11 protein-coding genes and 1 pseudogene are annotated in these 12,780 nt (G+C 55.2%); all 12 read right to left on the reverse strand.

Features of this window, described 5'->3' with window-relative positions; genetic code table 11:
* Nucleotides 1-7: 7 nt before the first annotated feature.
* The 12 genes and pseudogenes from RGB73_RS27025 to rhaM all read right to left on the reverse strand — a co-directional run bounded on the left by RGB73_RS27025 (nt 8) and on the right by rhaM (nt 12,728).
* Nucleotides 8-2,446 carry a heavy metal translocating P-type ATPase gene (locus RGB73_RS27025; protein WP_310766229.1) on the reverse strand — a complete coding sequence of 813 codons (2,439 nt, stop codon included), beginning with the start codon at nt 2,444-2,446 and terminating at the stop codon, nt 8-10.
* Nucleotides 2,447-2,553: 107 nt separating this feature from the next.
* Entirely contained in the window at nt 2,554-2,754 is a 201-nt protein-coding gene (locus RGB73_RS27030; RefSeq protein ID WP_310766230.1) for a copper ion binding protein, read from the reverse strand.
* A gap of 271 nt (nt 2,755-3,025) precedes the next feature.
* Nucleotides 3,026-3,370 carry a metal-sensitive transcriptional regulator gene (locus tag RGB73_RS27035; RefSeq protein ID WP_310774568.1) on the reverse strand — a complete coding sequence of 115 codons (345 nt, stop codon included), beginning with the start codon at nt 3,368-3,370 and terminating at the stop codon, nt 3,026-3,028.
* 206 nt (nt 3,371-3,576) lie between these two features.
* Nucleotides 3,577-3,792, reverse strand: a complete 216-nt coding sequence (locus tag RGB73_RS27040) for a hypothetical protein (RefSeq protein WP_310766231.1) — start codon at nt 3,790-3,792, stop codon at nt 3,577-3,579.
* 221 nt (nt 3,793-4,013) lie between these two features.
* Complete coding sequence (locus RGB73_RS27045) at nt 4,014-4,790, reverse strand: arylamine N-acetyltransferase family protein (protein ID WP_310766232.1); 777 nt, start codon at nt 4,788-4,790, stop codon at nt 4,014-4,016.
* A 291-nt stretch (nt 4,791-5,081) separates the two neighbouring features.
* Nucleotides 5,082-5,735: a sigma-70 RNA polymerase sigma factor region 4 domain-containing protein gene (locus RGB73_RS27050; RefSeq protein ID WP_310766233.1), complete on the reverse strand. Its 654-nt coding sequence runs from the start codon at nt 5,733-5,735 to the stop codon at nt 5,082-5,084.
* Nucleotides 5,736-6,194: 459 nt separating this feature from the next.
* Nucleotides 6,195-6,956, reverse strand: coding sequence for an SDR family NAD(P)-dependent oxidoreductase (locus tag RGB73_RS27055; protein ID WP_310766234.1), 762 nt, complete (start codon nt 6,954-6,956; stop codon nt 6,195-6,197).
* A 34-nt stretch (nt 6,957-6,990) separates the two neighbouring features.
* Nucleotides 6,991-8,268, reverse strand: coding sequence for a histidinol dehydrogenase (gene hisD / locus RGB73_RS27060; protein WP_310766235.1), 1,278 nt, complete (start codon nt 8,266-8,268; stop codon nt 6,991-6,993).
* Between the two features lie 156 nt (nt 8,269-8,424).
* Nucleotides 8,425-9,426, reverse strand: a complete 1,002-nt coding sequence (locus tag RGB73_RS27065) for a LacI family DNA-binding transcriptional regulator (protein ID WP_310766236.1) — start codon at nt 9,424-9,426, stop codon at nt 8,425-8,427.
* Between the two features lie 141 nt (nt 9,427-9,567).
* Nucleotides 9,568-10,854, reverse strand: a complete 1,287-nt coding sequence (rhaA, locus tag RGB73_RS27070; RefSeq protein ID WP_310774570.1) for an L-rhamnose isomerase — start codon at nt 10,852-10,854, stop codon at nt 9,568-9,570.
* A gap of 156 nt (nt 10,855-11,010) precedes the next feature.
* Nucleotides 11,011-12,336 (reverse strand): annotated as a pseudogene (gene rhaB / locus RGB73_RS27075) (rhamnulokinase); the annotation flags it as partial.
* 77 nt (nt 12,337-12,413) lie between these two features.
* Nucleotides 12,414-12,728 carry an L-rhamnose mutarotase gene (gene rhaM / locus RGB73_RS27080; RefSeq protein WP_310766237.1) on the reverse strand — a complete coding sequence of 105 codons (315 nt, stop codon included), beginning with the start codon at nt 12,726-12,728 and terminating at the stop codon, nt 12,414-12,416.
* Nucleotides 12,729-12,780: the final 52 nt, after the last annotated feature.

Below are 12,780 nucleotides of genomic sequence, written 5' to 3' on the forward strand. Positions count from 1 at the left end.
TCTCCCTTCATTTTTGTGGAACCTTGACGCGCTGGAGCCGCAGCGCATTGAGAACGACGGATACCGAGCTCAGGGCCATTGCCGCTCCTGCCACCCAAGGGGCCAGCAAACCGACCGCGGCGATGGGAATGCCCAGCGTATTGTATCCGAGCGCCCAGAACAGATTTTGTTTGATGTTGCTCATGGTCTTCCGGCTCATGTAGATCGCATCGGGAATACTCGACAGGTCGCCCCGCATGAGCGTGACATCTGCTGCTTCCATGGCGATGTCCGTACCGGTGCCGATGGCCATTCCGATGTCCGCCGTTGCAAGTGCAGGCGCATCGTTAATACCGTCTCCCACCATCGCTACTTTCTTCCCTTGGGCCTGCAGCTTCCTTACTTCCTCCGCTTTGCCCTCCGGAAGAACTTCTGCCAGCACATGATCGATGCCGACCTGGGCTGCGATGGCTTTTGCCGTGCGTTCATTGTCGCCTGTAATCATAATCACTTGGATGCCCATTGCTTTCAGACGGGCGACCGCATCCTTGGACGTTTCCTTGATCGTATCGGCCACAGCTACTATACCCCGGTACTGTTTATTGACGGCGACAAGCATCGCTGTTTTTCCCTCTTCCTCCAAACGGGACATCGCAGCATAGGCTTGCTTGGCATCCACATTGAAGGTCTCCATCAGGCGGCGCGTGCCGATCATCAGCTCTTTTCCTTCCACCACAGCCTTGATTCCATACCCCGGGATCGCTTCAAATGCTTCCGTTGCTGGCAGTTCGATTCCTTTTTCGCGTATTCCGGCCACGATCGCTTCGGCAAGCGGATGCTCCGAATTTCTCTCGGCCGCCCCGACGAGTCTGAGAAATTCTGCTTCGTCCCCTTCGGCAAGCACATCCGTCAACTCCGGTTTCCCTTTCGTCACCGTTCCCGTTTTGTCCAGGATAATGGCGTCGATTTTGTGGGTTTGTTCCAAATGCTCTCCGCCTTTGAACAAGATGCCAAGCTCGGCGGCGCGGCCCGACCCCGCCATGATGGACGTCGGTGTAGCCAATCCCAGCGCACACGGGCAAGCAATGACGAGGATAGCGATCGCCTTTTCCAGCGCGCCCGCAAAATCTCCCTGTGTCACGAAAAAGTACCAGATCAGGAATGCGGCTGCTGCAACGCCTACCACGATAGGAACAAAGATGCCGGAAATCACGTCTGCCACCCGTTGGATGGGGGCTTTGGAACCCTGTGCTTCTTCTACGACTTTAATGATTTGGGCAAGTGCCGTTTCTTTCCCGACTTTGGTCGCCTTGATTTTCAGCATGCCGTTTTTGTTGATCGTTGCGCCGATCACGGCATCGCCGGGTTTCTTTTCGACGGGAATGCTTTCTCCGGTCAGCATCGATTCGTCCACCGACGACACGCCTTCCATGACTTCCCCGTCAACGGGCACTTTGTCTCCAGGGCGGACCAGGACGATATCCCCGGCGATCACTTCCTCCACCGGAACGGATATTTCTTGCCCGTTCCGCACGACCAGCGCGGTCTTGGCCTGCAATCCCATTAACGACTTGATCGCTTCGGACGACCGTCCCTTGGCGAGTGATTCAAACAATTTGCCCATGATGACGAGCGTGATCAGGACTGCGCTCGTTTCGTAGTACAGGGACGGACCATGGTGCGCTCCGCCGCCTCCGACATACCAGGCAATCGTCAGATACAGGCTGTAAAAATACGCGGCCGACGTCCCCAGCGATACCAGGACATCCATGTTGGCGCTGCCATTGCGAAGCGCTTTATAGGCGCCGACGTAAAACTGCCTGCCGACGTAAAACTGAACCGGAGTGGCCAAAAGAAGCTGCAGCCAGGGATTCATCAGGATTTCCGGCATGTAGATCCAGGACGTGAACGAAAAATGGCCGACCATGCTCCACAGAAGCGGCAGCGAAAGAATCGCCGAAATCAGCAGTTTCCGTTTTTGATGCTGCACTTCCTTTGCGCGGTGATCTTGGGCAGCTTCGTTCCCGGTTTTCAAAATGGCTTTGTACCCGAGCTGCTGCACCTTGTTTTGCATATCGGAGACCGAGACGTCACTTGGCGAATACTCGACGCGAGCCGTTTCCATGGCGAAGTTGACCGTAGCATTCGTAACGCCGGGCAGTTTGTTCAAGCCCTTTTCGATACGATTGGCGCAGGCGGCGCAGGTCATCCCTTCCAGTTGGAAATCGACGACTTCTTTCACCGTACCGTACCCCAGCTTCTCGATGCCCTCTTCCAGGCGGCGGATGTCAACCTTTGCCGGATCGTACGTAATGCTCGCTTTTTCCATGGCGAAGTTGACGTTTGCCTCCGTTACCCCTTCCAGTTTGTTCAAGCCCTTTTCGATGCGGATCGCACAGGCGGCGCAAGTCATGCCTGTGATGTTCAGATTGACTTGTTTGTTTGCCTTCGCGGCGGTGGCTTCCATGACTATCACATCCTTCTTAGTGGTCGGAGCGGCCTCGAATTCCTTCTTGGGAGGCCGCTTCCGGGTGGGGGCATGTTGGGTGCTCCCCAGTTAATTCGGGTCGTTCGTTACAGAACGTCGTACCCCTGTTCCTCGATCGCTTCCTTAATCTCCGCGAGTGTGAGGCGGTTCTCGTCGTACGCGACATCCACCGAATTGCCCGAGAGGTCGACTTTCCCTGTCGCACCGATCTCTTTCAATGCTCCCTCGATGGAAATGACACAGTGCTGGCAGCTCATGCCTTCGACTTGCAGCGTAACTTGTTTCATGTCAGATCTCTCCGTTCTTTTTTCTTATGGTTCGGCGCCTTTGCAGCAATCCTTCCGAAGCTGTACACTCGTGCTGCGGAAGCGCCGGCCGCTTGCAAAGGTTTGCATCCGGGACGATTCCGTTTCTTGGCGGTTCGTTGTCGGCCGCCCTCTTGGTTATAATATACTCCAGGGGGGTATTTTGTGTCAATGAGTTTTTAGGATACCCTAGTACCCTATATATCGAGCCAAGAAAATAGCAGCCAGCCCGCTGCCCTTTTTTGTTTTTTCCTTATTTCATCAGTTTATTCATGGTGGCGAGAAGTTCGCTCAACACCTCGGTGTCGCCTTCCTGGATCCGGTCAATGACGCAGCTTTTCATGTGATGCTCGAGCAGCAGCTTCCCGACCCCATTCAAAGCCGATTGGACCGATGCAATTTGATTCAGGATATCGTCGCAATAGACGTCCTTCTCAATCATTCCTTTAATGCCGCGAACCTGGCCTTCAATCCGATTCAGACGGTTGATCAAGCTGTTTTTTGTCTGTTCGGAGTGATGGCTTTTGCGCCCTGTTTCTCCCGAGGAACAGCAAGCCGATTCCTCTTGGTGCGGATGCACCGCTTGTTCTGTAACCATGCTCATTCCAATCATCTCCTTTACCCGCATTATACTCCCACCCCCTATATAAAGCAATGGGGGAAAGCACAGCGGCCACCGCCCAAGCTACGTCTCCATACGGTCACCGAAAGCAAGAACGTCGCTGCATGGCCAAGCGGCGGTTCCAAGGAAAAAGCCTGCTTGCCGCGTTTTTTGCTCCGGCAGACAGGCTCTCTTGGGTAAACTTATTCATTGCTGTTGGCTTTCATGAAAGCATCGAAGGAATCGTCGAGCAATCTTTCCCGATTCGGATCTTCGTTTCGATCGCTGTCCACCTCAAGGGCTGCCGCGTTGATCGTCTCCGTGTCCTCCGCTTGTTCGGTAATGTAAGGTGTGTCCATGTTTTGTTTGGCCGTAAAGAGGTTGATTTTCGGATCTTCGTTCTCGGTTCGTTTCTCCATTCATGTTTCTCCTTAACAGTTTGACGTAAACGAAATGCTCCTGGAATCGATCCTCTCTATCATGCTTCGTTTTGCGAAAAACTACTCCCTTAAAGGCTCTGGCAAGCCGTCGGTCTCTTTCTTTTACTCATTTACCCCGCCGCCAATACGAATGATGGCCCCGTTCATAAAGATCGTATCGTATAGTTCCGAGGGGTATTGCTTGCGAGACCGCAAATGGCTTAGTTGGTGAACAGCTCGCCCAGCAGCTCTTTAAACCGCTTCTCATCGATGCTCTCTTTGGTGACCACGCCGTCCTCCCAACGTGTGAGAGAATGGGGAGTCAACGTCACATTTCCCCGGTCGGTAAGTTTGGTTACCATCCGGCTTTTGTTGAAAGGAGAGTCCGGATGACGGGCAATGATCGACTGAATCTCGCTTGCCTCTCCCAAATCCGAGACGGGCCTGGTGGAGTCGAAGGCGTATCCGATCCGCCACTCCTTGTCCTTATGCTTCAGCTTTAGTTCCAATCGGTAGTCTCCGGGACCGGTGTCCGCATTTATGACCCGGAATTGTCCGGTGGCGGAGGTCACAGTCTCCCCTGTCAATGGAACCGGCTTCAGCGGCAGGTTCGCGCCGAATCCCGTATCGACCAAATACGTCTGTTCTCCATGCTTCAGCAAAATGGTGAGATGCGTTCTCCCCAAGGACTGGTATTCGCCCGTCTCCGGTTTGTACACATCGCCGCGCACCAGGGTGACATGAAAGCCGTTTTCCAGCAAAAACAGGTACAGCAGCGAATTGAGCTCATAGCAGAGGCCGCCTTCGTTTCGGACCAACATCTTTTGAAGCAGGCTCTCTTCGGTGATGTCTTTGGTTTTGTTTTCGATGTTGCACAAATTCTCAAAAGGAAAGGTCTTCGCCGTCTTTTCCAGCACACGGTCCAATGTGGAAAAGGTAATTGTCTCGTCTTCCGGAATGCCGATTCGTTTGCGAAACAAGACGTTCAGATCGCTCATCGCTTTTTCCCCCCAGCGTGCATAAGCATTTTTATTTCATTTGGCCTCTCCAACATCCTTGTCCATGTATGAAAAAGTTGCCGCATACGCTCGCATCCGATTGACCACTTCTTCAGACTCGAGAGCCGTGTGCATGTGGCCCCTTGGTTCGAGGCACTGACCCAAGCGGCCAGGGATATTCCGGCAATCAATACTGCGCCAAGCAATGTCCATGTATATCTCTTCATGGCCGCCCCCTGGAGATACATTTTATTCCAATATACACTGAATCACCCCTTTGCAGTCACTTCTTCACCCGGTCGACGACATCTCCCGTCCATACATCGCCCGCGCCATCTTCGAGACCGCGCTGCGCTTGATCTCGTAGTACCGCTGCCGCGAGATTCCGATCTCTTTGGCGATTTGGCTGTTCTTGTCCCCATCCAGCAGCGCCTCGAGAATCAGCCGTTCCTGCTCGTCCGGGATCGACTCCACAGCCTCGTCGATTCTCGCGATTTTTTCCTGCAGGTTTTGCAGCCTCTTCCACTTTCGCTCCCGTCTCACTACTTCTGCATGAGTCTTGTCCCCATACACTCCCATTCCCTTGGGCAAGGACGCCTCCAGTCCGTACTGCCCGACCATTCCTTCCCCTGCTTCCCGCAGAAAGCGCTGGATGCGCACCACCTCGAGCTGCATGTAGCTGTAGTCGCGAATTTCTTCTTCGGTTCGCTGCACCAGCTCTGCCGCAGGCTCCCATTCGGAAAAGGCAGCGGATCGGAGCCGCTGCTTCTTTCCTTGCAGCTGTTGTCCTTCCAGAAACTTGTCCCATTCCGGGCAGGAATCGACCTTCCCTACATGCTTGTCGTGCACCTGGCAATGGGCCTTTTTCCCCCAACCGGTCGCAGGGCACCCTTCGCATACCTGTTCCCGGAGCTGGTCCGGATTGATTCGTGTTTGCGTAGCCATTTTGTTTCCCCCTTGCACGTTCTATGTGAATACCAATGTCAATCAAAAAGCAAAACAGGAACACTTGTTCTTATGTATGTACAAGTATCTCATACTATCCTAAAATGTTCAAGATTTTCCAACTGGGAAATATAAAAAAACCAACGCGTCCTTGTACGAACCGCCGTGATTTCGGTTTGCCGCTGCTCATCTCCACTTATCCACAGTTTTTCCTCAGCGCCTGTTTATAACTTGTTTGTAACTTACGGATACATGTGTATAGCCTGTGGACAATTCCGGATATGCTCCGCACCAAAAGAAAAAAGGATTACCCCATTCCCTTGAATGGGTAATCCTTGCAGCAATGGAAGTCCCAATGTTACCGCTCTCGCTTCACATCCTCTTCCCGCTCTCTTTTCAGCCAGCGAATCAACTCCCGCTCCGTTACTTATTCCCGGTGTCCAGCCCCCACCAAGCCGCTCATATCGCGGTCCACCCTCCATCTACCTTGATCGTCTCGCCTGTGATGAAGTTGGCCATGTCGGAAGCGAGAAAAAGAACGGCCCCGGTAATGTCCGACACTTGGGCGAGCTGCCCCAGCGGGATTCGCCTCAGCACATCCTGGTAAAACTCCCGGTCCTCAAACATTTTCTTGGTGAGATCGGTTTCGACGAAAGTCGGCGCTACGGCATTGACCTTGATGCCGTACGGCGCCCACTCCACCGCCAGCGCCTTCGTCAACTGGACCGCGCCGCCTTTGCTGGAGCAGTAGGCTGATCGCTTGATGTAGCCGACAAAAGCCATCTGCGACACCATGTTGATGATGCGTCCCCCGCCGTTTGCCACCATATGCTTGCCTGCCCGCTGCGAGCAAAAAAAGGTTCCTTTCAAATTGGTATCGAGCACGCGATCCCAATCCTCCTCCGTCACCTCGAAGGCAGGCTTGGCGATGTTGATTCCCGCGTTGTTTACGAGAATGTCCAGCCCTCCCAGCATGGCGACCGAATCGTCCACCATCTGGTAGATGCTCCCGACATCCTGCATATCCGCCGCCAAACTGAACGACTTCGGCTGCACCTCACGCAATTCTCGCAAAGCGTTTTCCAGATCGTCCATGTTGCGTCCTGTGATCACGACCTCTGCACCGAGCCGCGCGAAGGCCAGCGCCGCATCCTTTCCCAGCCCTTTGCTGCCCCCCGTCACGAGAACCTTCCTGCCTTTCAATTCCTGAAAGTAACCCATCCAGCTCTTCTCCCTTCCCGCGAATGTCTTTCGTTTACTTCTTGCCGTAGCGGCGTACCCGGAGCAGCGCCTGCTCCGCATGTCCCGCAAAGTTCTCCAGCTGGCACAGACGGGCAGCGTACTCGCCGATGTAGGCGCTCGCTTCTTCGCTTACTTTTTGGTACGTAACGGTTTTCAGGAACTTGCCGACCCACAGACCGCCGGTATAGCGGGCTGCTCCCTTGGTCGGCAGCGTGTGGTTGGTGCCGATCACTTTATCCCCATACGCCACGTTGGTTTCCGGTCCCAGAAAGAGGCAGCCGTAGTTGGTCATGTTTTGCAGGAAATAGTCAGGATCCTTCGTCAAAATCTCTACGTGCTCAAAAGCAAGACGGTTTGCTTCGGCAAGCGCTTCCTGTTCGTCCTCGACCAGAATGATCTGGCCGTAATCCCTCCAGGATACGCGTGCCACATCCGCCGTAGGAAGAGTCTCGAGCTGGCGTTCGATTTCCTTGATCGTCTCCTCCGCCAGCTTTTCGGATGTCGTGATGAGCGCCCCCGGTGAAGTCGGGCCGTGCTCGCCTTGTCCGAGAATGTCGGTCGCGATCATTTCCGCATCTGCCGTCTCATCCGCCACGACCAGTGTTTCAGTCGGGCCCGCGAACAGGTCGATGCCGACGCGGCCGTACAGCTGACGCTTGGCCTCCGCTACGTACGCATTTCCAGGTCCTACGAGCATATCGACCGGCTGGATGGTTTCCGTTCCCACCGCCATCGCTGCCATCGCCTGGATTCCCCCGAGAATGTAGATTTCATCGGCCCCTGCCAGATGCATCGCTGCGACCGTTGCCGCCGGGATTTCGCCGTTGATCGGCGGTGTGCAAGCGATGACCCGTTTGACCCCGGCCACTTTCGCGGTGAGCACGCTCATGTGCGCCGATGCGACCATGGGATAGCGCCCGCCCGGGATGTAGCAGCCTACACTCTCGACCGGGATGTTTTTGTGCCCCAGAATCACGCCCGGCAATGTCTCCACTTCGATGTCGAGCATGGATTTGCGCTGCTCCTCCGCAAAGCGTCTCACGTTGCTTTGCGCAAACTTGATATCTTCAATGGTCTGTTCGGGCACGCTGCCGACGATTTCCTCGATTTCCTCCGCTGTCAGGCGAAACTCAGCAGGGCTCCACTTGTCGAATTTCTCAGACAGCTCACGAACTGCTGCATCGCCTTCCTGCTCGATTTTTTGAATGGTTTGGCGGACGGTTTCCGCTACCTGTGCGTCATTCTGCGCGATTTCGTCTTTTGCTTTTCCCTGTTTCAAAAATTTTGCCATGATCGTTCCCTCCCGTTATTGCATACGTATGCAGATTTCAGAAATATTTTTCTCGCTCTTGTTTTTGCATACGTATGCAAAAAGTGGCGAGAAAAGTCTGAACCTTTTTACCTGGTAAGCAAATCGTAATGAAAAACGCTTACATTTGTCAATCCCTCACATTTTTTTCCTGGTTGTACGTCGCTCGATTAACCGCCCGGAAACGAGCTTGGACGCGGGTTCGACGTTTGTCCGTTTCATTTCGTTCAACAATGTGTCAATCGCCCATTCAATCATTTCATCCACAGGCTGCTCCCACGTCGTCAGCTCATGGGAAGGCCATGAAGCCATCTGGATGTTGTCAAAGCCGACGATTCCGAGGTCGCCGGGAACAGACAGCCCCATCGACTTTGCCGCATCGAGCGCTCCCAATGCCGTAATGTCGTTCGCTCCGAAAATCGCGTCCGGCTTTTGCTCCCGACGCAGCAGGGTCATTGTCGCTTCATAGGCACGCTCGTACGTGTAGTCTCCCTCTTCAATGATCGGCACCAGACCTTTTTGCTGCAGCGCATCGCAAAATCCCCGTTGCCGATCTTGGCTCGTCGAGGTATTGATCCGTCCCGAGATAAAGGCCATATTGCGATAGCCTTGCTCGTACAAGTATTCCGCGATCTGCTGTGCGGCGGCGTAGTTGTCGCAGCTGACCGAATAGCACGGGACATCCTTGCTGTAACGGTTGAACAAAACGACCGGGATGTTGTTTTCATGCAGCTGGCTCACCACTTTGGACGACAAATACGCGTCGGTCACGATCACACCTTCGACGCTGTACTCCAGAAATTGGGTGATCTCCTCTTGCTGGATCTCGTCGTTTTCCGTGTACATGAACAGTACATGATACCCTCGCTTGCGCAGCCCTTTGGTAAACTTGCCCAGCACCTCGTGATAAAACGGGTTTGCGATATCGCGCATCGCCAGGCCGACGATGTTGGTCTTGTTCATGATCAGACCGCGGGCGAGCGCATTCGGACGGTAGCCCAGCTCCTTTGCAATCTCCAGCACTCGTTTTTTGGTTTTTTCCGATACATTCGACCCAGGGGTAAACACTCGCGAGACAGTCGATTGAGAGACCTTGGCCAGTCTCGCCACTTCCATGGCATTTACCGTTTTTTTCTTCACAAAGGCTCCCTCCGAACAGCGGCGGTTTTTCAAAAAGCAGTGAGAATTATATTTTAGCATGATCTCCTGGCTTCTCCGCAACAAAAAACGGCGCGGTCCTTCTTCGGGCAAAGAGGACCGCGCTTTGTTCGCGAGAGACAATCAGGATGGAGACACCGCCGACTTTTGTTGGCCGCGTATAGTGAGCACGTCCCGTTCGTAACGCTTGACCTCAGCCAGCCACTCTTCCCGTACCGGGACGTGGTGGCGCGCGCAAAACATATCCCAGACCGCGCCAAACGGATACGATTTGAACTCCTCCATGAGCGCGAGCCGCGTGGTGTAGTCTCCCTCGAGCTCTGCCTGCCGCAGGTAGTCTGTCGGCTCCAGCATCGCCCGCAGCAAAGCCTTTTGCGTATTGCGCATGCCGATCACCCACGCCGCGATGCGGTTGATGCTGCCGTCAAAAAAGTCCAGTCCGATGTGCGTCATTCCGAGCAGATCGTGACGGATCAGCTCGCGGGCGATCTCCAGCAGCTCGTCGTCCAGGATAACGACGTGATCGCTGTCCCACCGCACCGGACGGCTCACGTGGAGAAGAATTCCCTTGGAAAAGAGAGCGAGGGACGAGAGCTTTCCTGAGATCGTCTCCGTCGGATGGAAGTGTCCCGCATCCAGGCAGATGACTTTCCCGTTTTGCACGCCGTAGCCCATGTAAAACTCGTGGGAGCCGACGACGTAGCTCTCGGAGCCGAGCCCGAACACCTTGCTCTCCACCGCATCCAGATTGAAAGCCGGGTCCAGCTCTTCCTGGAAGATTTCGTCCAGCGACTCCTTCAGCCGTTGGCGCGGCGCCATCCGGTCGACCGGAATGTCTTTGTAGCCGTCCGGGATCCAGACGTTTGTGACACATGTCTGGCCGAGCTGCTCGCCGAAGTAGGCGCCGATTCGCCGGGACGCCTTGCAATGGTCGATCCAGAACCGGCGAATGGATGGGTCCGGATGGCTCAGCGTGAAGCCGTCCTCCGACTTTTCGTGGGAGAAGCAGGTCGGATTGAAGTCCAGTCCCAGCCCGTGCTCCTTGGCCCAGTCGACCCACTTTTCAAAATGCCTGGGGGCCAGCTGGTCGAGCTCCACTTTCTCGTCCGTATCGGCGTAAATGGCATGCAGATTGACCTTGTGCTTGCCGGGAATGAGCGACAGCGCCTTCTCCAGATCCTGCCGCAGCTCGTCAGGCGTGCGCGCCGCCCCCGGATAGTTCCCTGTGACAGCGATACCCCCTGTCAGCTCCTGATCCCGATTCAAAAATCCGCGCACGTCATCGCCCTGCCAGCAGTGCATCGATATTTTGATCGCCGCCAGCTTTTCGAGGACGGCTTCCACGTCGATCCCGTGCCTCTCATACAGCTTTTTGGCTTCCTGAAAACTCGCTTCTACCTCTTGCCTCACTGTGCCCGCTCCTTTCTTTCTGCCCGTTGTCACTTGCTTGAATTCCTGCATCCACGCCGCACGTTCTGCGTTTTCTTCCGGTTCGTAGGCGACGCTCTCAAACGACCGGCGTATAAGCCTGCGTGCCTCATGGATATCGTGCAGTTCGCCTGTCGCAATCATTTGCACCGCCAGATTCCCCAGCGCAGTCGATTCGGTCGGTCCAGCCGTCACTTTTTTCCCGGAGACCGTCGCCGTCAGCTGGCACAACAGCTCATTGCTGGCCCCTCCGCCGACGATGTGGATCACCTCGATGGCCCGGCCCGTAATCGCTTCCAATTCTTCGACGCACAAAGCGTACAGAATCGCCAGGTTGTCATAGATGCAGCGGGCGAGCTCTCCCGGCGTCCGGGGAATGAGCTGCCCCGTCTCCCGGCAGTAGCTCTGGATTTCGGCGACCATGCTGCGGGGATGCAAAAACCGCTCGTCCGTGAAATCGATGAAGGTCGTAAAGGCCGGCTCCGCCTTGGCCAGCTCCACGAACTGTGCAAACGAGATCGCTCCCTCGTAATGGCGATGCACTTCCTGGATCAGCCACAGCCCCATGATGTTTTTCAAAAAGCGATAGGTCCGGTAGGCTCCCCATTCGTTCGTAAAATTCCGCTGACGGGCCTCTTCGCCGTGGATGGGGCTGTCCAGCTCCAGTCCCATCAGCGACCAGGTCCCGCTGCTGAGGTAGGCAAACGATTGCTGCGGGTCGGCAGGCACTCCGAGCACTGCCGATGCCGTGTCGTGGGTCGCTACGCAAATCGCTTCGCATTCGGGCAAATCGTACTCGTCACGCAATTCCTGCCGGATCGGTCCGAGCGAAGTCCCTGGCTGCACCAGCTCCGCAAACTGGGAACGGTCCAAACCGAGCACCCTCAGCAAATCCGCGTCGTAATTGCCCGTCTGCAAATGCAGCAGCTGGGTCGTCGAGGCGTTGGTCACCTCGTTGATCTGCTTTCCCGTCAGCAGGTAATACAGGTAGTCGGGCACGAGAAGGATCTTCTGCGTTTGCTCCAGCTGCCGCTGGTCGTGCACCGCAAGCTGAAACAGCGTATTGAAGGGCTGGAACTGGATGCCCGTCTTTTCATAGATCTTCTCCGCCGAAATATGCCTGGTCACTAACCGGGCGGCACGCTTTGTGCGCTCGTCGCGGTATGCGAATACTTCATGCAGCCTGTGGCCGTCGCGGCCCACCAGCACGTAGTCGACCGCCCAGGTGTCGATGCCCAGCGTACATTGGGCAATGCCCAGCTGCTTCGCTTTTTGCAGGCCTGCGATCACTTCCCGAAACAGATAGTCGATGTCCCAGTAGCAATGCCCGTCCTTTTCCGCGAAGCCGTTTGCAAACCGGTGAATCTCCTGCAGCGACATCTGCCCGTCCCGGATCGTCCCCCAGACCAGCCGCCCGCTCGAAGCCCCGATATCTACGGCAATATGGTTTGCCACGCCATGCACCTCCGTCTCCCTGCAACATTTTCTGCCTCCGCGAAAGCCGCAGCTCCCCCTCGCCGGCTAGCCACGGCTTCTGCGATTTATTCCAAATGAAAGACTTCCTTCAGCTCGAGCACGACAGGACTGTGATCCTCGTTCGTCTCCATGACGTCTTTCATGTATGTCCACCATCTTCGGCATACTTCCGTCTCCGCCGACTTGCTCCAGCGCTCCTCGTCCTCGACGACCAAATAGGCAAACAACCGGTTCGTCGTCGGATCCAGAAAGATCGAGTAGTCACGCGCGCCGTACTCTTTGAGCATCTCTACCATTTCCGGCCAGATCTCGTCATGCCGCCGCTTGTATTCCTCGTGGCAATCCCCGAACACCTTCATGACAAACGCTTTGCGGATCATCGCTTTTTCCTCCTTTTCCCCCGGCGCCGCTTGATGAGCCGAGCCATGTTCA

Origin of the sequence: Brevibacillus brevis, from assembly GCF_031583145.1 — a bacterium.
GTDB classification, from domain to species: Bacteria; Bacillota; Bacilli; order Brevibacillales; family Brevibacillaceae; genus Brevibacillus; species Brevibacillus brevis_E.